The sequence below is a fragment of the Gallicola sp. Sow4_E12 genome, from assembly GCF_052116305.1.
GTDB lineage: Bacteria > Bacillota > Clostridia > Tissierellales > Peptoniphilaceae > JBQKLI01.
The window spans coordinates 37,938-60,815 of the sequence record NZ_JBQKLI010000004.1; the positions used below are offsets into that span (position 1 = coordinate 37,938).

At 36.9% G+C, this 22,878-nt stretch carries 17 protein-coding genes; 14 read left to right on the forward strand and 3 right to left on the reverse strand.

Features of this window, described 5'->3' with window-relative positions:
* The first annotated feature begins 158 nt into the window (after positions 1 to 158).
* The 11 genes from glgB (at position 159) to ACTQ46_RS03265 (ending at position 15,861) form a co-directional block, all read left to right on the forward strand.
* Positions 159 to 2,120, forward strand: a complete 1,962-nt coding sequence (gene glgB / locus ACTQ46_RS03215) for a 1,4-alpha-glucan branching protein GlgB (protein ID WP_441747443.1) — start codon at positions 159 to 161, stop codon at positions 2,118 to 2,120.
* Between the two features lie 47 nt (positions 2,121 to 2,167).
* A complete protein-coding gene (locus ACTQ46_RS03220) occupies positions 2,168 to 3,310 on the forward strand; it encodes a glucose-1-phosphate adenylyltransferase (RefSeq protein ID WP_441747444.1) in 1,143 nt (380 codons plus the stop codon).
* A gap of 10 nt (positions 3,311 to 3,320) precedes the next feature.
* A complete protein-coding gene (glgD, locus tag ACTQ46_RS03225; RefSeq protein ID WP_441747445.1) occupies positions 3,321 to 4,439 on the forward strand; it encodes a glucose-1-phosphate adenylyltransferase subunit GlgD in 1,119 nt (372 codons plus the stop codon).
* Positions 4,440 to 4,449: 10 nt separating this feature from the next.
* Positions 4,450 to 5,880 carry a glycogen synthase GlgA gene (glgA, locus tag ACTQ46_RS03230; protein WP_441747446.1) on the forward strand — a complete coding sequence of 477 codons (1,431 nt, stop codon included), beginning with the start codon at positions 4,450 to 4,452 and terminating at the stop codon, positions 5,878 to 5,880.
* Between the two features lies 1 nt (position 5,881).
* On the forward strand, positions 5,882 to 8,236 hold the full coding sequence (gene glgP, locus ACTQ46_RS03235) for a glycogen/starch/alpha-glucan family phosphorylase (RefSeq protein ID WP_441747447.1): 2,355 nt from the start codon (positions 5,882 to 5,884) through the stop codon (positions 8,234 to 8,236).
* On the forward strand, positions 8,233 to 10,125 hold the full coding sequence (gene pulA / locus ACTQ46_RS03240; RefSeq protein ID WP_441747448.1) for a type I pullulanase: 1,893 nt from the start codon (positions 8,233 to 8,235) through the stop codon (positions 10,123 to 10,125). The genes glgP and pulA overlap by 4 nt, the downstream gene beginning before the upstream one ends.
* Before the next feature lie 9 nt (positions 10,126 to 10,134).
* Positions 10,135 to 11,826 (forward strand): phospho-sugar mutase, encoded by a 1,692-nt coding sequence (locus tag ACTQ46_RS03245; RefSeq protein WP_441747449.1) that lies wholly within the window; start codon positions 10,135 to 10,137, stop codon positions 11,824 to 11,826.
* A 115-nt stretch (positions 11,827 to 11,941) separates the two neighbouring features.
* A complete protein-coding gene (locus tag ACTQ46_RS03250) occupies positions 11,942 to 12,520 on the forward strand; it encodes a xanthine phosphoribosyltransferase (RefSeq protein WP_441747450.1) in 579 nt (192 codons plus the stop codon).
* Positions 12,521 to 12,649: 129 nt separating this feature from the next.
* The gene (locus tag ACTQ46_RS03255) at positions 12,650 to 13,159 is read left to right on the forward strand and encodes an FHA domain-containing protein (RefSeq protein WP_441747451.1); all 510 of its coding nucleotides are present in this window, start codon (positions 12,650 to 12,652) and stop codon (positions 13,157 to 13,159) included.
* The gene (locus ACTQ46_RS03260; protein ID WP_441747452.1) at positions 13,149 to 14,468 is read left to right on the forward strand and encodes an FtsW/RodA/SpoVE family cell cycle protein; all 1,320 of its coding nucleotides are present in this window, start codon (positions 13,149 to 13,151) and stop codon (positions 14,466 to 14,468) included. The genes ACTQ46_RS03255 and ACTQ46_RS03260 overlap by 11 nt, the downstream gene beginning before the upstream one ends.
* The gene (locus ACTQ46_RS03265; protein ID WP_441747453.1) at positions 14,455 to 15,861 is read left to right on the forward strand and encodes a peptidoglycan D,D-transpeptidase FtsI family protein; all 1,407 of its coding nucleotides are present in this window, start codon (positions 14,455 to 14,457) and stop codon (positions 15,859 to 15,861) included. The genes ACTQ46_RS03260 and ACTQ46_RS03265 overlap by 14 nt, the downstream gene beginning before the upstream one ends.
* Positions 15,862 to 15,899: 38 nt before the next feature.
* On the opposite strand, the gene ACTQ46_RS03270 is transcribed toward ACTQ46_RS03265, so the two are convergent.
* The gene (locus ACTQ46_RS03270) at positions 15,900 to 16,718 is read right to left on the reverse strand and encodes an NAD(+)/NADH kinase (RefSeq protein ID WP_441747454.1); all 819 of its coding nucleotides are present in this window, start codon (positions 16,716 to 16,718) and stop codon (positions 15,900 to 15,902) included.
* Positions 16,719 to 17,126: 408 nt separating this feature from the next.
* Here ACTQ46_RS03270 and ACTQ46_RS03275 point away from each other — a divergent pair, with 408 nt between their 5' ends.
* The 3 genes from ACTQ46_RS03275 to ACTQ46_RS03285 all read left to right on the forward strand — a co-directional run bounded on the left by ACTQ46_RS03275 (position 17,127) and on the right by ACTQ46_RS03285 (position 19,713).
* On the forward strand, positions 17,127 to 18,077 hold the full coding sequence (locus ACTQ46_RS03275; RefSeq protein WP_441747455.1) for a YtxH domain-containing protein: 951 nt from the start codon (positions 17,127 to 17,129) through the stop codon (positions 18,075 to 18,077).
* Positions 18,078 to 18,088: 11 nt separating this feature from the next.
* On the forward strand, positions 18,089 to 18,538 hold the full coding sequence (locus tag ACTQ46_RS03280; protein ID WP_441747456.1) for a hypothetical protein: 450 nt from the start codon (positions 18,089 to 18,091) through the stop codon (positions 18,536 to 18,538).
* A gap of 161 nt (positions 18,539 to 18,699) precedes the next feature.
* A complete protein-coding gene (locus ACTQ46_RS03285; RefSeq protein ID WP_441747457.1) occupies positions 18,700 to 19,713 on the forward strand; it encodes a cell wall-binding repeat-containing protein in 1,014 nt (337 codons plus the stop codon).
* 66 nt (positions 19,714 to 19,779) lie between these two features.
* Here the strand turns inward: ACTQ46_RS03285 and ychF are convergent, their stop codons facing one another.
* Together ychF and glmS are read right to left on the reverse strand one after the other, a co-directional pair.
* Positions 19,780 to 20,877, reverse strand: coding sequence for a redox-regulated ATPase YchF (gene ychF / locus ACTQ46_RS03290; RefSeq protein WP_441747458.1), 1,098 nt, complete (start codon positions 20,875 to 20,877; stop codon positions 19,780 to 19,782).
* A 115-nt stretch (positions 20,878 to 20,992) separates the two neighbouring features.
* A complete protein-coding gene (glmS, locus tag ACTQ46_RS03295; RefSeq protein WP_441747459.1) occupies positions 20,993 to 22,810 on the reverse strand; it encodes a glutamine--fructose-6-phosphate transaminase (isomerizing) in 1,818 nt (605 codons plus the stop codon).
* Positions 22,811 to 22,878 lie beyond the last annotated feature (68 nt).

A 22,878-nucleotide genomic window follows, 5' to 3' on the forward strand; every position in this document is an offset into this window, starting at 1 on the left:
TAAGATAAATATATAAAATTTTAACAATTTAAAATGTTCTATCGGCATAAAAAAACATCAAACGTTTTCCTTGCAGGACGCTTGCATGTTATAAAACACGAGTATTGGGTAAAAATAGAATATATAGAATCATTCAACGGTTTAATATGGAGGGTAGTATGAAGGAGTTTAATACAGATTATTTTTATAGGGAAACGGGACTTGATGAAGATATATATCTTTATCAAAAAGGCAGCCATGGTCATGCATACAAGTTTATGGGAGCTCATACTGTACAAAACGAAGAAGGACAAGAAGCGGTTAGTTTCTGTGTCTGGGCACCGAATGCAAAATATGTTAATTTAATCGGCGATTTTAATGATTGGAACGAGTACGATCTGCCTTTAAAAAGAATTAACGATTCGGATATTTGGAATATATGTGTTTATGGTATAAAACAATTTGATGCCTACAAATACAGAATTGTATCTCCTTGGGACGAAATTCGATACAAAGCCGATCCCTTTGCATTTCACGCAGAAGAAAGACCGAAAAGCGCTTCAAAGGTATTTGATATCGAAGGTTTCAAATGGAGCGATAAAAGATGGCTTAACAAAAGAGAAAAATCAAATCTTTACAATGAGCCGATGAGTATATACGAGGTAAATCTTTCTTCTTGGAAAAGAAAAGAGGATGGCTGTCCCTACAGCTACGTTGAACTTGCAGACGAGCTTGTGGATTATGTGAAAGAAATGGGATACACCCATGTTGAACTTATGCCTGTTATGGAGCATCCTTACGACGGATCTTGGGGATATCAGGTGACTGGATATTTTGCACCAACCTCCAGATTCGGCACACCGAAAGATTTTATGTATTTAATCAATGCTTTTCACAAAAAAAATATCGGAGTGATATTAGATTGGATACCGTCCCATTTCTGCAAAGATGATTTTGGACTTGCCAGATTTGACGGTGCAAATTGTTATGAACCGGCGGATCAATATAGAGCGGAAAATGAACAATGGGGAACTTTAAATTTTGATTATGGAAAAACGGAAGTTGTCAACTTTCTGATATCGAATGCTTTATACTGGCATGAGTATTATCATATAGACGGAATTCGCGTAGATGCGGTTGCTTATATGATCTATCTTGATTTTACAGGCAAAGAAATACGAAATCCTGACGGCAGCAATGATAATAAAGATGCAATTTCATTTTTGAAGAAACTAAATACGGCTGTATATGAAAGGTTCCCAAAAACGATGATGATAGCGGAAGAATCTACAGCTTGGCCGTTGGTTACTATGCCTGTTGAAAATGGAGGTTTAGGTTTCAGTTATAAATGGAATATGGGATGGATGCACGACATATTGAAATATATGGAAATGGATCCGATCTTCCGAAAAGATCATCATGAAGCATTAACATTTACAATGACTTATGCGTTTTCTGAGAATTATATTCTGCCTTTCAGCCATGATGAAGTAGTACATATGAAAGGTTCTATGATCGGCAAAATGCCGGGAAGCTATGAAGAACAATTTGCAAGCTTAAGACTTCTCTATGCATATATGTATGCTCATCCTGGAAAGAAATTAATGTTTATGGGAGACGAAATTGCCCAGTTTGATGAATGGAATGAATGGGATCAGCTGACATGGGAAGTTTTAGACTATGATAGCCATAAGCAGTTTAAAAAATACGTATCGGACTTAAACGAATTTTATCGAAAAGAGAAAACTCTTTATGCTATCGATACGAGCTATGCTGGTTTTAACTGGGTCGATCTAGCAAACCGTGATGAGTCGGTAATCGCTTTTGAGAGAATCGATCAAGAAGGAAATGAATTATTATGTATATTCAATTTTACACCTGTTGAGAGAAAGTCTTATCCGATCGGTGTAAAAGAGAAAGGCAATTATTCAATAAAATTCAATACTGATATGAAGAAATATGGTGGAAGATTAGCACGGAATAAACCTTGCAGAAGCAAAGAAGAGCCGTTAGGGGATCGGGATTATAGAATAGAAATCGACTTGCCTCCATTGTCTGCTCTGTATTTATTCCACAAAAAACCGGCCACAGCTGCAAAGAAAAAAACAGCTGCGAAAAAGAAAGCAGCTGCAAAAAAATAACGAGAAATACTATTTGAGATGTAGGACAATACTATGGAGGGAAGCTTATGAAAACTAGAAATAGGGTCGTAACTATGCTGCTTGCCGGCGGACAAGGATCAAGATTAAAAGCCTTGACAAGAAAAGTTGCAAAGCCTGCAGTGCCTTTTGGAGGAAAATACAGAATCATCGATTTTGCATTAAGCAATTCTGCAAATTCTGAGATTAGAGATATTGGAATCTTAACACAATATAAACCCTTTGAGCTTAATACCCATATAGGCAATGGATCAGCTTGGGATTATGATAGAGACAGCGGCGGTCTTCGTATATTATCTCCCCACTATACAGAAAAGGGAGGAAGATGGTATGAAGGGACAGCGAATGCTATTTTAGAAAATATTGATTTTCTTGATAATTTAGAAGCGGAATATGTACTTGTTCTGTCAGGAGATCATATCTATAAAATGAATTATAAAGAACTTCTTAATTATCATAAAGAGAAAGGTTCTGTAGCAACCATAGCTGTAATGCCCGTTCCTTGGGAGGAAGCTTCAAGGTTTGGAATTCTGAATACAGACGAGGAAAATGCTATAGTGGAATTTGACGAAAAACCTGCCAATCCACAAAGCAATTTAGCATCTATGGGAATTTATATGTTTAACTGGAGCGTCTTAAGAGAGTTTCTATTAGAAGACGACAAAGATGAAGCATCCGAGCATGATTTTGGGATGAATATACTCCCCAAAATGCTGAATGCCGGAAATCCGATGTATGCATGGAAATTTGAGGGATATTGGAAAGATGTAGGAACAGTAAAATCTTATTGGGAAGCAAATCTGGATCTATTGGAAATAGATAATCCTTTAGATATTTTTGATACATCATGGCAGATTTATACAAAAGCGAGAAATCTTCCTCCTCATTTTGTTTCTTCTTCTGCAAGGATAAAAAACGCGTTAATTAACGAAGCCTGCAGAATCTATGGAGATATTGAACATTCTGTATTATTTAACAATGTTCATATTGAAGAAGGAGCTGCGGTAAAAGACAGCGTACTCTTGTCTAATTCAATTATTCGAGAAGGAGCAAAAGTATACAACGCAGTGATCATGGAAGATGTAATTGTAGAGAAAGATCAAGTGATCGGAAGTCCGGATTGCGATAAGGTTTATCTCGTATCACCAGATGGAATTACGGAAGAAGGCTAGGAGGTATAGTATGCAAAGATGTATAGGAGTTATTTACGAAGGTGCAAATCCGAATCTTTTCGGTTCTTTGACAGATACAAGACCGGGTTATATGCTGCCCTTTGGTGCGAGATATAGAATCATCGATTTTACATTGTCAACAATGACAAATAATGATTTTTCAAATGTAGTATTATACGGCAGCCGTTTAATCCGCTCGACGCTGGATCATGTAGGAAATGGAAAACCATGGGAGTTAAACCGCAGAAGAAGCGGATTGACTATATTTCCTCCAACCTATGATAAAAGACTTCAGAATTTAACAGAAATCGGATCTTATTTCGATACTTTGGAATACTATCGCAATGCAAAAGAAGAGATCGTCTATTGTACAGACCCGATGCTCATCCAAAAAGGGGATCTGGGTTCTGCTTATGACTGTTTCTTAGAAAATGATTATGATATTTTGATGCTGTATAAAAAACAAAAAGACGAATTAGGAACTTTCTTATATGCAAATAAGCTGATTTTAGATGAAGATAAAAATATAAAAAACATAGGATCTCATTTGGGAACGGAAGAAGAATTCAACTTCCTTACAAGTATAGGATTTATGAAGAAAGAGGTTTTTATCCGAACCATTCTTGAAGCTGCAGAAAAAGGCAATGCCACAACACTTATCGAGGCGGTTAAGAATAATCTTGGCAATCTTAAGATCGGCGCTTTTGAGGAAGAGCAGCAAACAGAATGGATCAGAGATCTGGAATCTTATTATAGAAGTAATTTTGATTTATTGAACCGCGATATTTATGAGGATTTATTTTATAAAAACGGCCTTATTTTAACAAAATCAAAAGCAATGCCTCCTACTGTTTATAACGGCAATGCCGACGTTTCCAATTCACTTTTGGCGAACGGCTGTATTATCGATGGACAGGTTGAGAGTTCAATTATCTTTAGGGGAGTACATGTTAAGAAAGATGCCATTGTAAAAAATTCAATCATATTCGAAAGTACAGTTGTAGGGGAAGGAAGCGTCGTTGTCAACAGTATTACAGACAAAGGTGTTGTCATTGGGGATGGAGTTACTTTAGTCGGAAGTGCGACGAATCCTTTTGTGGCTTCTAAAAACGAAAAGATCATGAAATAAGGGGGAAAAGATGAAAATATTATTTTGTGCATCGGAAGCTGCACCGTTCATAAAAACAGGAGGGCTGGCAGATGTTGCCGGCTCCCTTCCCTTAGCGGTTAAGAATATGGGTCATGATATACGTGTTGTGATCCCTCTTTTTTCTCAAGTCGATCCAGACTTAAGAGAACGAATGGAGTTCATCGGTTATTATTATGTAGATCTTGCATTCCGCCATGAATATGTAGGAGTCTATACAATAGATTTTCGCGGAGTGACATATTATTTTCTAGACAGCCAAAGATATTTTGACCGTCCGCAGATTTACGGCGAAGGGGACGATGGTGAACGATTCTTATTCTTTTCGAAGGCTGTGGTCCAATTGCCTAAAGTGATAAACTTTAAGCCGGATGTGATACACAGCAATGACTGGCATACAGCCATGGTCAATGTATATGTTAAGGATTTTGCCAGAGGAGATCAGTATTATAAAGATATAAAATGTCTTTACACTATTCATAATTTAAAATATCAAGGTGTATTTCCAGCATCTATTTTAGCAACAGCCGGTTTGTCGCCTTTTTATTTCAATGAAGACGGGTTGAAATACTATGATGCAGTTAACTTTATGAAAGGCGGCATTATTTACTGCGACGCTTTTACAACTGTTTCAGGAACTTATGCTATGGAGATTAAAAACCCCTTTTATGGAGAAGGTTTAGACGGAGTTATCCGAGCCTACGACTATAAGCTTCGAGGTATTATAAACGGAATCGATTATGAGGTTTGGAATCCTGAAACGGATCAATTTTTAGCTCAAAATTATTCTATTGAGACATTTCCAGACAAGATCGAAAACAAAAGAGAAATCCAGAGAAGGTATGGTCTTCCTGAGCAGGACGACGTTCCTATGATCGCTCTCGTATCCCGTTTGGTGGATATGAAAGGGATCGATCTTGTCAGATATATTATGGATGAACTTTTGGCCACAGAAGATATTCAGTTTGTAATGCTGGGTACCGGCGAAGAAACATACGAAGAGATGTTCCGTTATTTCGAATGGAAATATCCAGAAAAAATGGCGGCCAGAATTTATTATAACAACGAAGAGTCCCATCTGATATATGGAGGAACGGATTTATTCTTGATGCCTTCTATAGCAGAACCCTGCGGGATTTCACAGCTGATCTCTATGAGGTATGGAGCCATACCGATTGTAAGAGAAACAGGCGGTTTAAAAGATACTGTTATGCCGTATAACGAATATGAAAATACAGGAACGGGTTTTACATTTACAAATATCAATGCCCATGATCTGCTTTATACAATCCGAAGAGCTTTGAGTTTCTTTCATAAAGAAAAGGATAGAAATATTATTATCGAAAACGGAATGTATGAAAAAAACGACTGGGATGAATCCGGAAAGGAATATATCCGTCTGTACGAGGAATTGGGAAAATAAGATGAAAAAAACCAGAGAAGAATTAAAAGAAAAGATATTATGGAACTTACAAATGAATACGATTCTCGAAAGAAATGCCATTGATATAGAAGATCTTTATTTTGCTGTAGTTGAAGTTCTAAAGGAAAATATCTTTGATTTATGGGTCAAATCAAATGTAGAAAAAAGGGGGAAGAGAGAAATTGCTTTTCTATCTTTCGAGTATCTCCCAGAGGAATTTCTTCAAAGAAATGTAGTGTATCTAGATGTAATAGAAGATGTCCGCTCTATCGTTGAGGAGCTCGGTTTTTCTTTGGAGCAGTTAAAAAAGATTGATATTGTAAATAAGTTAGGGGATGGAGGCTTGGGAGATGCCTCCTTTGCTTTTTTAGATACAGCAGCGACGAAAAAAGATTCTGTTGTAGCATATGGGATCCGCTATGAGGGCGGTCATTTACGCCAGAGTATAGAGAATTTTGAACAGTTGGAATACAGCGACGACTGGCTGAAGAATGGAAATCCTTGGGAATTAGAGCGGAAACGAATCTATTATGATATACCTATTGGAGACTATACGGTTCAAGCAGCAGCTTACGATATTCCAGTATTGGGATTTCAAAACGGCTATGTGAACACCTTAAGGCTGTGGCAGGCGCGATCCATAGAGCCTGTTGATTACAATGCGTTTTCAGAAGGCAAATTCCAAGAATCTTACAAGAATAGAATACGGGCAAGAGCGATCACGGAATTTTTATATCCCAGCGACAGCAGCGATCAAGGCAAAGAACTTCGGCTGACTCAAGAGTATTTCTTTGCAGCCGCTTCGATCAAAGATATATTAAATCGCCAACGCCATCATAGTCACATGGATAATATCGAAGAGTACTGCCGAATAAAACTAAATGAAGTTCACAGTATTATGGCGATACCTGTATTCATATATGAGTATATGAAATCCGAAGAGAAGCCTTTTGATGCAGCTCTTGCCAAAGCAAATCAAATATTTGATTTTACAACTTATAAAGTCAGAAACGAGATTTCAGAATGGTGGGATGTGCATTTGATTCAAAAGATTTGTCCTTGGATTTATCCGATTATAGAAAAGCTGAATGATGAGATTTGTGCTTTGGTTGAGACTCCGTTGTTTAATTTCACGCCGGAAGAGTTCGACCGTACGAAAATTATCGAGGAGGATAAAGTCAAGATGATTCCTCTGGCAATCTTTGGTTCAGGGATTACCTCTTTAGCGGTAAAAGATCAGCTTGAAATTATGCTGGGGGATAATTTGGACTGCATCGCAACATTATTTCACAGCCGGTTCCGCTTTCGGGAATTAGGAGTGAATCACAGAATATGGCTGATGGAATCCAATCCGTTGCTGTTTGATTTTTTAACAAAGGAGTTAAACATTGATTTGATCAATCAGCCAGATGCATTGACTTCGATACTGGAGAGATCGGATAGCGAAGAGATCGCTTATCGTTTAGATGATATCAAGAAAAAGAATAAGGAAAAATTCACAAAGATTTTTCTTAAAGATCGGGGAGATGTAATCAATCCCTATTCTATCTTTGATATTAACAATGATGATTTTCTAGAAACAAAAAGACAGCTTATAGAAGCTCTTTATATCGCTTATGAATTTATAAATATGAAAGAACAGCCTAATTTAGATTTTCCGGATCGTACTTTCTTCTTTGCGGGAAAAGCAAATAGAAACTATCTGATGGCAAAACTTGTAATAAAATTTATAAACTGTTTGTCTTATTGTGTATCGAAAGAAGTGAAAATTAAAGATAAATTAAAAATTGTCTTTATTGATAACCGTAATATGAATAATATGATGAAGCTGATTCCTACCGCCGACATCGGGGAGCAGCTAACGTTGCCTGGCAAAGAGGTCGCCATGACAAACGGTCTTCGTTTTATGTTAAACGGCGCAGTCCTGATTGGTGCTCAAACGAGTATCAACCATAGAATTCGAAATATTGTAGGAGAGGAGAATATCAAACTATTCGGAGCAAACTTTGAAGATGTGAAAAACCAATCCCGTTATTCCTATTATAATTATTATGAATTCATTAAAAATCATGAAAGAATGAATCATTTTATCACTCAATTATCCAATATCAACAATCAGGAATTAAGAGAATGTTTTCGTCTGATATTGAATCTAATCGGCAGATATAACGATGGATTCTTTATATTTAGAGATTTGGAAGAATATATAGAAGCTCAAAGAACACTAGGCGAATTGTATTACGACAGCTGCATATGGAGAAAAATGAGCTTAAACAATATTGGAAAAAGCGGTGTATTTAATTTAGACAGCTCTTACGACATAAACGAAAAACATATATGGGATTCAAGAAGATGACAAATTATATTTTTAATAATAATCAAGGAATGGAATATACCCGGGACAAAACGAGATTTACAGTATGGGCGCCGACTCGAGATTCTATCGATCTGCTCTTATACAATGACTACAGATATGTTCGACGGGAAAAATATAGAATGACTCGTGTGGAAGGCGGATTTTTTGAAACCGTTGTAACAGGAGATTTAAAAGGGAAGTTTTATACCTATCTAGTAAACGGAAAATATGAAGTGACCGATCCTTATAGTATCGCGTGTTCCATCAACAGCAAAAGGTCGGCGATTATAGACATTAGAGAAACGGATCCTTCCGGTTTTCGAGAGCAGAATGTTCCTTTTAATCCATGGAAAAAAGCATTATTATATGAAGTGCATATAAAAGACTTCAGCGGCGATATCAGCAGCGGTACGCAGCATCGCGGTAAATTTTTAGGATTAATCGACGAAAAGTCCCATTTCCGCGAGGCTGAAACAGGAATAAGGCATTTGAAAGATCTAGGAATTACCCATGTTCATCTGATGCCGATTTATGATTTTTTATCAGTAGATGAACATGAAGAGTACTTCTTTGATGATAACAATTATAATTGGGGATATGATCCTGAATTATACAACTGCATTGAAGGTTCGTACTCCACACAACCCTTAGAACCGGCGAATCGAATATATGAATTCAAAAAAATGATACAGCGGCTGCACAGCGAAGGTCTTTCAGTCGTTATGGATGTTGTGTTTAACCACACTTTTCGTTCCCATGATTCTAATTTTAATATCCTAAATCCTGGATACTATTTTAGAATGGATCAGAATAATGCGTTCTGCAACGGTTCCGGCTGCGGAAACGAACTTGCGTCGGAGCGGAAAATGGTGCAGAACTTTATTGTCGATTCTCTAAAATATTATATGAAAGAATACAAAATCAACGGTTTTCGTTTTGATTTGATGGCTTTGATTGACAAAAAAACAGTTTATAGAATTGTGAAAGAGCTGCGGGAGATTAATCCGGAAGTCATAATCTATGGAGAACCCTGGTACGCATGCGACTCCGGTCTTCACTATGGAGAACTGACGGTTATGGGAACACAAAGAGGCAAAGAATTCTCCTTTTTTAATGATCGTTTTCGAGATGCCCTAAAAGGCGACAATGATGCTGGAGGATTGGGATACGTTCAAGGGGCTTATCACTTGAAAACTGAAATTGAGACCGGTATCTCGGGATCCATCGATTTCGATGAATATCATTCTGGTTTTGCTTTGGAAGCGAAAGAGTCGATCAACTACTTTAATTCCCATGATAATTTAATTATTTATGATAAGCTCAAAATGACAATGGATTATGAATGGGTTGAACCAGCTTCTAGAATGCTTGCAAGTATTATATATATGTCTTTGGGGATTCCCTTTATTCATAGCGGAAATGAATTTTTGAGGGGCAAAAACTTAGAATATAACAGTTATAATCTGGCGTTAGATATTAATGGGATAGATTGGGGTAAAAAGTATAAGAATACATCTCACTATGAATACTATAAAGAGCTTATACAATTTAGAAAGGATCATCCAGTATTTGATGTGAGCGATCCAGAGGAAATAAGAGAAAAACTTTGTTTTTACGACAAGCTGCCCATGGAGCTGATTGGATATACTTTAAAGACGGATAATGGATATTTAATGATATTTCATAATGCGGGAAAGATAAGATATCAGCTGGAATATAACCGCATCCAGGAACATTTTGTTTTTTATCATTTAGGCGGTATTTCTCCAGAAGAAATCACTTTATCTTTTGACGAAAGAGGCAGGGTCAGCGAAGAGTTGAAAGATATAGATAATTTTGAGATAGGACCTTTAACAACAGTTGTATACAGTATTAATAAACAGTATTAGGAGGACGGAATGGATTACTTAAAAGAATATCAAAAATGGCTTACTGGTGATGTAATCGATGAAGAAACGAAAGCAGAACTTCGTCTCATTAAGGATAATGATGTAGAAATAGAAGATCGCTTCTACCAGTCTCTTAAATTCGGAACCGCCGGGTTAAGAGGGAAACTCGGCGCTGGAACCAACAGAATGAATCAATATACCGTAGGCCTTACGGCACAAGGTCTGGCAGATACTATTCTTCGTTATGGCGATGAAGCGAAAGACCGGGGCATCGTTATTGCTTATGATGTGCGTCATTTTTCGAGAGAATTTTCGGAACTTTCTGCACGTATTTTTGCTGCGAATGGAATAAAAGTGTATCTATTTGAAGACATACGTCCTACCCCTGTTCTTTCATATGCTGTGCGGGAATTAAACACGATTTCAGGTGTTATGGTGACAGCAAGCCATAATCCTAGAGAATACAACGGGTACAAAGTGTATTGGGAAGAAGGATCTCAAATTTTAGATGACGTTGCAGACAAAGTATTGATGAATATTGAAAAAATAAAAGATTTTTCAGAGATCAAAAAAATAGAACTGCAAGAAGGAATAGACAATGGTCTTATCAAAATGATCGGCGAGGAAATTGACAGTTCTTATTTGGAAAAAGTATTGTCAATGACAATAAATGACGATATTGATAAAAATATTTCTATTGTGTACACACCATTAAACGGTACGGGAAATGTTTTAGTTCAAGAAATTCTGAAGCGAAGAGGCTTTAATAATGTCCATATAGTAGAGGAACAGGAAGAACCGGATGGAGATTTTACTACAGTAGGCTATCCAAATCCAGAAGATCCCAAGGCATTTGCTTATGCGGAAAAACTGGGAAAAGCAAAGGATGCCGAGCTTCTCATAGCAACAGATCCGGACGCAGACCGTACGGCTATTGAAGTGCGGAATGAGGAGGGAGAATATGTGTTTTTAAATGGAAACAAAATCGGAGCTTTATTGGTTCACTATATTCTTTCTGAACGCAGCAGAAAAGGAACTCTTCCTGAAAATGGAGTTGTGGTTAAATCCCTTGTTACAGGTGATCTTTCTACTAAAATTGCAGAGAAATACGGTGTAGAAATGATTGAAACCTTAACCGGTTTCAAAAATGTCTGCGGAAAAGCCAATGAGTATGATATCACAGGAGAAAAGACGTTTATCTTCGGCTATGAAGAAAGTATCGGATATAACTACGGTACATTCGTCAGAGACAAAGATGCAGTCAATTCTACAATGATGATCGCAGAGATGGCAGGATTCTATAAAAAACAGGGTAAATCTCTGCTCGATGTATTAGAAGAGCTTTTTGAAGAGTTTGGATATTATAATGAAACATTAATTTCTGTTGTATACGAAGGTGTTGACGGACAAGAAAAAATTGGACGTATTATGGAAGAATTCAGAAAAGAAGGTATTGCGAAAATAGGCGAGATGAATTTAACAGATACTGTAGACTACAATGAAGATGAGACAGGTCTTCCGGCTTCCAATGTATTGAAATATTATTATGATAATGGTTCTTGGTTTGCCCTTAGACCTTCAGGGACGGAGCCGAAAATTAAACTTTATATTTATTCTGTAGGAGAAACCTTAGAGGACTCTGAAAAAATATTAAAACAAATAGAAAAAGTAGCGAAAGAAAAAATGGACTCTGTAGAATAATAGCAAGGTTATCTTAATATATTTTATATATTAAGATAACCTGTTTTTAACTTCTTGTTAAAGATCTGTTATAATGATTAGAGTCTAAAAATTGCATATAAAAGGAGCGGATTGGATGAAAACATTAGAAGAAAAAATACTTCGTGACGGAACGGTACTACCTGGCAATATTTTAAAAGTAGATAATTTTGTGAACCACATGATTGAACCGAAATTGTTTATGGAAATGGCAGACGAATTTTATGAAAAATTCAAGGATGAAGGAATTACAAAAATATTAACTATTGAGGTTTCCGGTATCGGGGTTGCTTTTGCCTGCGGATTAAAATTTGATTGTCCGATTTTATTTGCGAAAAAAACAGATTCTAAAACATTAGTAGACGACTGCTATACTTCTCATGTCTACAGCTACACAAAAGACAGGACCTATGAGATAAGAGTTGCAAAGAAATTTTTGCAGGAAGGTGAAAATGTATTAATAATCGATGATTTTTTAGCTAACGGAAAGGCGTTGGAAGGATTGATCGATTTATGCGAACAGGCAAAGGTCAACATAAAAGGGATTGGAATAGTTATCGAAAAAGCTTTCCAAGAAGGAGGCAAAAATATCCGCTCTGAAGGATACGACCTGCTATCGCTAGCTCGCATTAAAGAGTTTAAAGATGGACAAGTAATCTTTTGCGAAGAGGAATAAATATCAACAATAATATAAAGATAATTCTTTTCATCTAATTTCAATACAAAAAAGAGCCGGATTGTGTTAAGATTAATAAAGTATTAACCTTAATTACAAAAAAAAGACTCGATTGAAAGTGGTGATGAAATGGGTACAATTTTAGATTTTCTGGAAGCCTTTTTTTCTATACAGATAACGGCTAATCTTACATTATATGGCCTGTTGGCTATGTTTTTTAGATATATATTTGTAATAATCATATACTATTTCATTTTTAATATTATAAAAATGATTTACCTGGATATTAGAGGGACAAGTGATATGAATTATGTAGCAGATACCTATCTAAAGCTGATTAATCGAAAAGAAAGGCTTCCTTTTAAAATTCAGGAACATTATTATATCGGAGATAATACGTATATCGGTCGTGATGACAGCAATGATGTTGTTTTAAAAGACCGTTTTATTTCGAAGAAACATGCACGTATTATCAAAGATCAAGGAATTTATTTTATCGAAGACTTGAATTCTGCAAACGGAATCTATTTAAACGGTGAAAGAATTAATGAAGCAATTGAATTGAAAGATAAGGATTTAATCGATATCGGACAGGTTGAGTTCTTATTTGTGAATGGAGATGACAGCAATGAAAAATAATCAGGATATGGTTATAAAAGAAGCGAAAACTCCATTTTTTCAAAAGCTGAAAAAGTTTAAGCCTTTTTCTTTTCAGTCAAAACTTCTAAACACTAGAAAACAAATTTTATTGTTTCAAATAATCAGTTTATTCTTAGTTCTAGTATCCAACGAAGACGGTATTTTACTTCGAGATCTGCTGATATTAACAGGTTTTGTCATAGCTTCATCCTTGACGAATACTTTTATAGGGAAAGTGACCAAAGGTGATGTTTATATACTTCAAGTGGCCACTTTTTTATTCAGTATAGGGGTAGCGGTGATCTATCGTTTAGATAATGAACTGGGTATTAAGCAGATTTTTTGGTATTTTTTAGGTTTGGTAGTTTTTTATGCGGTGTATTTTATAATGAAGTCCTTCAAAGGGTGGAAAAACCTGACATGGCTTTATTTAATAGGGTGTTTTGGCTTGTTCTCGTTAACCCTTCTTTTTGGAACGAGAACGGGGGGAGCGATCAACTGGATTAGAATCGGCGGATTTAATTTTCAGCCTTCAGAAATCACAAAGCTGCTGTTTGTTTTTTTACTGCCTTCTTTCTATCTAAATCCTAAATTCTTGAAGAATTTTAAATACAGACCCTATTTTATGATGGCTGTAGTATACATCTTTATAGCATTGTTTTTCGTTCAAAGAGACCTTGGAACGGCTGTAATATTTTATGGTTTGTTTTTGTTAAGCCAGTTTGTATACGGGGAAGATAAAAGACTTATGCTGCTAAATATAATACTCGCAGCAGGGGGATTTGTGTTGGCCTATTTTCTATTCAACCATATCCGTGTTCGTGTATTGACATGGCTTGATCCTTGGACTTATATAGAAGGAATGGGATATCAAATCACACAGGCTCTCTTTGCTATTGCTTCAGGAGGGTTCTTTGGAACAGGAATCCGGATGGGACAGCCGAATCTGATCCCGGTAGTAGAATCGGATTTTATTTTTGCAGCGATTACTGAAGAAATGGGAATATTTACTGGAATGGGAGTGATTATGCTCTTTTTGATCCTTGTGTATAGAGGGTTTAAAATCTCTTTAGAACAGACAGATCTGTTTTTCAAGTTCGTAGCTATGGGTGTAACGATGCTTTTTGCGATTCAGGCGATTATAATGTTTGGCGGTGTTTTAAAGCTGCTTCCACTAACGGGAGTTACAATACCTTTTGTCAGCTATGGAGGAAGTTCTATTTTATCCAGCTTTTTATCTTTAGGAGTTCTTCAGTTCTGTTCTTCCGACACCAGGACGAAAAGCGAGGTGGAAAATGGAGAAATTTAATAAGAAAATCATATTAATCCTTTCCTTGTTTGTAGTTGTATTTGTTGCTTTTGTCTTATATATGACCTATTTTCAGATCGTAAGGGCAGAAGATGTGGCAAGGCACGAGTACAACAAAAGGCTATGGGTGGATGAGAATAAGATTGAACGAGGGGCGATTTATGATCGAAATGGAAATCTTCTAGCAGAGACTAAAAAAGACTCAGCAGGAAATAATTACCGTCATTATCCAAAGGGGATCGCTTTTTCCAATATTATCGGGTATAATTCTACCCAATACGGGAAAAATGGACTAGAAAAAACTTTTAACAATACGCTGCTTAATATCAGCAAAGATACCCCTTTGTCAGAACTTAGAAATATGGTTCAGTCTACGGATAAAGGAAACAGTTTAGGACTTACGATCAATTCCAACGTTCAGGAAAAAGCATACAGTCTTTTAGAAGGGCGTAAAGGTTCGATTGTAGTTATGAATCCTGAGACAGGAGAGATCTATGCTATGAGCAGCCGGCCTGGGTTTGACCCGAATACACTTGAAGAGGACTGGGAACATTTAATCAACAATGAAGATTCCCCTCTTCTAAATAGAGGGACTCAAGGCAGATATACTCCTGGTTCTGTATTTAAAGTGGTTTCAGGTACCGGCATCTTAGAAAACAAGGATAGTATTGATCTGACAATGAAGGACGAAGGGACCATAACAATAGACGGTTATGTCATCGCGAATTTTAATAAAGAAGTAAATGGAAATACAAACTTAAGAAGAGCTCTTCAGAAATCGTCAAATGTATATTTTGCTCAAAAAGGTGTTGAAGTAGGGGCAGAAAAGATGGCTGACGTAACAAAGAGAAACTATATAGGGGAGAAGATACCTTTTGATCTCCCTCAAGAAGCGTCGGTGAATCCTTTTACTCCTAGTATGTCAAAAGCTGATTTGGCAGCGGCATCTTTTGGTCAGGGTAAAACTCAAGTAACGCCATTAAATATGACTTTGGTGATGTCGGCGATAGCCAATGAAGGTAAGATGATGAAGCCTTACGTTGTAGGAGAAGTTGTTTCACCAGACGGGGAAACCAAAAAGAATGTTGAACCCCAAGTTCTTTCGGAAGTAATGTCGGAAGATATTGCCAACGAACTCTTAGGCGATTTGCGAGCAGTAGTACAAGCGGGATCTGAGGCAGCCTTAAGCAATGTTGCTGTAGCAGGAAAATCAGGAACCGCAGAAATCAAAAACAAAGCTTCTACGAATTCATGGTTTATTGCAACCGCACCAGCTAACGATCCAAAATTTGCTGTTGCAGTTGTACTGGAAGATGATGGAAGCTATGGAGGCACAACGGCAGCTCCTATAGCAAGAGAAATTTTACAGTCAGCGCTAAATAATATCGATTAAAAAAAGACCTCGGTTTTCCTACCGAGGTCTTTTTATCATTATAGAAATTTATCTTTAATATTCATCCAGTACCAGTTTTTATCGAAAACAATTTTGTTGATATATGTATCAGAGGCTCTAAACTCTAAATAATCGATATTGTCATAGACAACTGAAACACCGTCGATTAAAAGGTCGATCTTTGAATTTCGTTCTTCGCGTCCCCGTTTAAAACGAAGCGCCGCATCTGAAGGAAGGACGATAGAGTTCAAAAGAGAGCGGTAGGCCTTGGAGTTTAAGGGAGCCAAGGGGGTCAGCTGAAAACCTTTCAATGATTGATAGAGAATGCTTCCTCCCGCGGAAAAATTGTAGGCCGTCGAACCGGATGGGGTGGAGATCAAGAGTGCATCTCCGGCAAAACTTTGAAGGTGGTTTCCGTCAATATAGACTTCTAAATGGATGATGCTGTTGTCGGTCGTTTTAACAGCAAATTCATTTAACGCCCGGTGGCTCACTGGTTCCTTGCCGTCTGTAAAATAAAGACAGCATTCTACTAAATCCAATTGTTCTATATCATAATTGTAATGGATGAAGTTTTGGATAAAGGTGTCAATATTAGGGATGAGTATTTCTTGATAAAATCCTAAGTGGCCAGTATTGATTCCAACAAAGGGAATGGGGGAGTATCTCGATTTATGTACGGCTCTCAAAAAAGCACCATCACCGCCGATACATAGGTTCAGTTCTGCTTTGGGATTATGTTCTAAAGAGATCTCAAATCCTTCTTCAGAAAATTTTTTCTGGATAATTTTTGAGATTATTTTTGATTTTTCATTATTATTTTGATAGAGATTAATTATCGATTTTTGATCGTCCACGGTTTTTTCTCCTTTTTAATATAAAATATTATATCATATAAGCTCATGATCTTTGTGAAAATAAGCGGAAAGATATCGTATATAAAGATTGCTTGATTTTTGTGTTAAAATTCTATATACTAAGAGTATCCTCAGTAGGATAAAGTTGGCCCGAACAATTATACCTACGCATCTTATAAGGGATGACGGATGTCCGATTTTGGATGGCAGGCCCTCTTTGAAGGGACGTCAAAAGAATGAGGCAGTCAACCCACCTTCACATACAGAAGGTCATTAATTCATTAAGGTCAACATACTGGGGGCTACTTAGACAGTCTAAAGACTGTCTTTTTTTTTATGCAAATTTGTTTATTAAATAGTTCAACGGGTAAATAATAATTATCATAGATATCACAAGGAGGATTTATAATGAGTATACAAGATTATTTATTAGAAAAGAAAAGAGAACAAGAAAGAAAGATCCGTTGGGAAATTGCTAAGAAGAAAACGGAAGGAACTAGAAAAGTTGCTTTAGGAGCAATACTTGGAACTGCAGCCGGTATGATCGCAGGGGTATTATTAGCACCTAAATCTGGAGAAGAAACAAGAAAAGATATTCGCAATGCAGCAGAAGATGCAACAAAAAACATGAAGGCGAATGTGAACGATACTATCGATACGATCAAGTATAAGACTGACGAATTAGGATATGATATTAAAGATAAATATCATAATTTCCAAGATCGTAATATGACCCGCATTAAAAAACTAGGGGATAATGACGACGAAGACTATGATGTTGAAGAAGAAGAGATTACTTACAACGAAGACGGAACAATCTGCTTAGACGGCAATAGAGCGCAGTCTTATGTACCAGACGAGTCTTTTGAAACAGTAGGCGATTCAGCAGCTTGTTTAGACGAAGTCGAAGCAAAAGCCAAAGCAAATATTAAGAGCGTTGAAAAAGATGTTTTAAAAGAGCAGAAAAAAGATCTTATCACTATACATGAAGATGACGGAGTATGCCTTGATGGAAACAAACCGCAGTCTTATGTGCCTGATGAAACCTTCGAAGCAAAAGGCGATTCAGCAGCTTGTTTAGATGATGTTGAGAAAAAAGCTCAAGAGAACATGAAAAAAGTTGGAGCAGAACCAAATAAAAACGTAAATACTCCTGGCTCTAATAATAAAGATAAAGACAATGATAAAATTTATAAAGCTCATGGAGAACCGCCTCTAACAGAAGCTTCAAGTACTGACACAGTTGACGAATCTTTTGAAGCCAAAGGAGATTCAGCGGCTTGTTTAGATGACGTTGAGAAAAAAGCGAAAGAAAATATGAAGGCAGTAGAAAAAGAGACTAAAAAGAATAAGAAATAGGAGGAAATCTCATGTTAATTTCAGTAATTGATTTTTTCCGAATCTTAATGTATCTTTGCCTATCTGGATTTTTAATCGCTTTGATCATCTTTATGGTAAAGCTTATAGGCATTGTAAAAAATGTTAATGAAATCGTAAAAGACAATAAGGTCAATATTGATTCCACATTAAACGAAATGCCGAGTATTATGAGCAATGTAGAAGGCATTTCAAACAAAACAGATATTATGCTAAATGATATCAGTCCAGATGTGACAGATATTACTGCAAGTGTTAATCGATCTGTACAAGTTGTTGAACATACTATAGAGGACGTATCTCAAACAGTAGATTTTGTATCGGACACTGTTTCTGATACTACATCGACATTTAGATATGGAAATGGAACTACCTCTTCTACACCTAGCGATATGGTGACAAATATTTTAGAAGTCATTACAATAATAAAAAGTTTGTTTTAAAAAAGAGCTTCGGCTCTTTTTTTTTGTTTGGAAATGATAATAATTTCTTAAATGGGGTATTATTTTATACACTTTGAATAATCATAAAATAGAACGGATAAGAAATATTCTAATTATCGAATATAGAAAAAAATAGAAACCTATTATTTGGAGGAAAGAAAATGAAAAGTATATTAAAAAGATTTTTAGTTCTATTATTTATGGCTGCACTATTTCCAACGGGAAAAACAGAAGCCAAATCTTACGAAATCAAAAGGATTTCGGGGGATAACCGGTATGAAACTGCTGTAGAAATTTCGAAAGCATCTTTTAAATCATCACAGACGGCAGTACTTGCATTTGGAGGGAATTATCCGAATGCCCTTGTCGGAGGTACATTAGCAACTCAGATAAAGGCGCCGCTGCTCTTGACGGGGTCGGAAGAACTTCCGAGTGTAGTAAAAGAGGAGCTGAAAAGGTTGAATGTAGAAAAGATCTATATTCTTGGCGGAACAGGAGTTGTCAGCGAAAGGTTAGAGGAAAGTATTAGAAAAGACTATACTGTCTATCGTTTGGGTGGAAGAAATCGATATTTTACTGCAAGAGATATTAACTTTGAAAGACAAAGATTAGCAAATGTTGTTCAGGAAATAGGGGACTGGAGAATGTATTCAGTGGTGAGCAATAACAATTTCCCCGACGCTTTGACAGCATCTCCATTAGTAGGGCAGCTTCCTATCCATAGAGAGGCAATCCATACTATGAACATGACAGGCGGATTTTTAATGATGCCCCGATGGAAGAATACTATTGATTACGGTTTTTATACTATGGGAGGATTTAATGCTGTTCCTTACGATCCTGTAGAAGATGTAGGAGCATTCTTTGGAGAAAGAATAATGGGCAGCAACAGATACGCAACTGCTGCAGCAGTTGCAGAGCTGTATCCAAAGAGATTGCAGAAAAAAATAGATACTGTGGTTTTGGCAGATGGATTAAATTATCCAGATGCTTTATCGTCAGCACCTTTTGTCGGACAGCAAAACGCAGTGTTGTTGTTAACGGATCCGAATAAACTTCCGAAGGAAACAAAAGAATATATCAAAAATCATAATATTCAGAAAATAGAGATTTTAGGCGGTGAAAAAGCAGTAGCCGACCAAATAGTTGAAGAGATCAACGGGATAACTAAATAAATAAAAAAATCCCTTAGCTCTTTAAAATTATTTAAGGATACAGGCTAAGGGGTTTTTTATATTCAATTATACATTAAATCTAAAGTGAACAATATCTCCATCCTGCATAATATAGTCTTTACCTTCCAAACGGACAAGACCTTTTTCTTTTGCAGCATTCATACTTTTTAACTCGACTAAATCGTCGTAGCTTACGATTTCTGCCCGGATAAATCCTCGAGAAATATCCGTGTGGATTTTGGCAGCAGCATCGATTGCTTTTGTACCTATTTGAATGGTCCAAGCTCGAGATTCGTCCTCTCCTGTAGTTAAGAAACTCATTAAGCCTAAGAGAGAATAGCTTGATTTGATAAGTTTATTTGTGCCGGATTCTTCCATTCCCAAAGCTTCTAGGAACTCTTGGATTTCTTCTTCGCTGTCAAGCTCTGCGATTTCAGCTTCGATATTGGCACTTATGACAACAACTTCCGCATCTTCTTCTTTGGCAAAAGCTTTTACCTTTTGTACCATTTCGTTTTCAGCCCCGTCATTTGCCATGTCTTCTTCAGGGACATTTGTAACATAGATAATCGGCTTATCGCTTAAAAGATTAAACCCTCGAAGGAGTTTGTTCTCTTCTTCGGTAAAATCAAGCACTCGAATGGATTTTCCTTCTTCCAATACGGTGATAATTTTTTCCAATAATTCGACTTCTTCTTTTAGATCTTTGTTTCCTTTAAGAGACCGCTTTGATTTTTCCAGTCTTCTTTCTACTAACTCCATATCGGAGAAGATCAGTTCCAGATTGATCGTTTCAATATCACGCAAAGGATCGATACTTCCGTCGACATGGACGATATTCTCATCATCGAAACATCTTAAAACTTGGACAATAGCGTCGGATTCTCGGATGTTTTCCAAGAATTTGTTGCCTAAACCTTCGCCTTTGCTGGCACCTCTTACAAGACCTGCAATATCATAAAATTCTATTGTTGCCGGCACCTTCTTCTTAGAATGAAACATCTCTGCCAGTACATCTAACCGCTCATCCGGTACCTGAACAAGACCGATGTTTGGATCGATGGTACAGAATGGATAATTCGCAGATTCTGCTCCGGCTTTTGTTATTGCATTAAAAAGTGTACTTTTGCCTACATTTGGCAAACCCACTATACCTAATTTCATATTATTCACTCACTTTCTTCGTTCTACGCTATTTTTAATAATATCATAGAGATATATCAAAGTAAATAAAGACAGCCCTTCCACTAGAGGAAGGGCTTGACAGGTGCTGCTTTATTTATTCTACAGTGACGGATTTTGCCAGGTTTCTCGGTTTATCTACATCATTTCCTCTTAAGAGAGAAGAATAATAGGCGATAAGCTGAGTGGGAACAACAGATAAGAATGGTGCTAATAGATCAATGGTTTCCGGTATTACAATAATTTCATCGGCGAAATCATCCTGAGGAAGTCCTTTCATCGTAATCCCTATCACATAGGCGCCTCGAGTTCGTACTTCTTTGATATTTGAAATCATTTTATCATAGACTGCATGCTGAGTAGCTAAAGCAATCACAGGAGTGTCTTTCTCGATAAGGGCAATCGTTCCATGTTTTAATTCTCCAGCTGCAAAACTTTCCGCGTGTATATAAGATATTTCCTTAAGCTTTAAAGCTCCTTCCATAGAGGTATAGGCATCTAGTCCTCTTCCAAGATAAAAAGAGGAATGGGACTCGATTAAAGATTTGCAATAGTCTGGATATAAGTTTGCTGTTTCAAGTATTTCTTCGATTTTTCCGGGAAGCTCTTCGATATGTTGAAGGATATTTCTATATTCTTCCTCGCTGATATTTTCTGTGACAGATCCTATAGCAAGGCCTATCATATAAATGGAGATCAGCTGAGTCATATACGCTTTGGTAGAAGCTACTGCTATCTCCGGGCCGGCCCAAGTGTACAGAACTTGATCTGCTTCGCGAGCGATAGAAGATCCGATTACATTTGTGATTGCCAAAACTTTGGAACCGGCTGCCTTTGCCTTTCTTAGAGCTGCGAGGGTATCGGCAGTTTCTCCAGACTGGCTGATGATAATAACAAAAGATTTTTCGTCAAGATATCTTTCCATATATCGAAATTCAGAAGCGATATCTGGAATTACAGGGATATGCAGAGCTTTTTCGAGGAGTGGTTTCCCTACAAGCCCTGCATGATAAGCTGTACCGCAGGCTACGATATAGACTTTGTTAAGAGATTCCAAATATTCTTTCGTCAACTCTATATTTTCCAATTCGAATAGTCCGTTTTTTAATCTTCTATGATAGGTTTCATAAAGAGCCTTCGGCTGCTCGAAGATTTCTTTGAGCATAAAATGATCGAAACCGTCTTTCTGGGCATCTTCTATCGTCCAGTCGATCTCAACAGTTTCTCTAACAATCGGATTCAAGTCCTTATCATAGATATGAACTGCGTCCATCGTCAGTTCGATTAAATCGCCGTCTTCCGGATAGATAATGTCTCTTGTATGTTCTATAATAGCGGAAGCATCAGAAGCTAAAAAGTATTCTTTATCTCCAGCTCCGATTAATAGAGGGCTTTCTTTTTTTGTTGCAATGATTTTGTTTTCGTTTTTATGAATAATTCCAAGGGAGAAGGAACCTTCCAAAAGGGGAAGAATATCGCGAACTGTTTCCAGCAGATTACCATTATAATGTTTGCTGAGCAGCTTAGGGATTACTTCTGTATCCGTTTCCGAGTAAAATGTTTCACCCTCTTCAATTAATTTTTCTTTTAAGGAAAGATAATTTTCGATAATACCATTATGGACACAGTAGATGCTTTCCGATTCATCTCTATGAGGATGGCTGTTTTCTTTTGAAGGTTCGCCATGAGTTGCCCATCGAGTATGCCCGATCCCGATATTGCCTAGGGGTATTTCCTTTTCAACTTCTTTTCTGAGATTTTCTAATCGTCCAGTTTCTTTCACGCAGCGGATTTCATGGTTGTTCATTATAGCTGCACCGGCAGAATCATAACCTCTGTATTCTAATTTTTCTAAACCGTCTAATACTATATCGATCGCTTTTTTTTCGCCGATATATCCGACAATACCGCACATATAATCACTCCTTTCAGAAATTACTGTAATAATATACCACAATCAGGGAACTCTGAGTAGATTTTTTT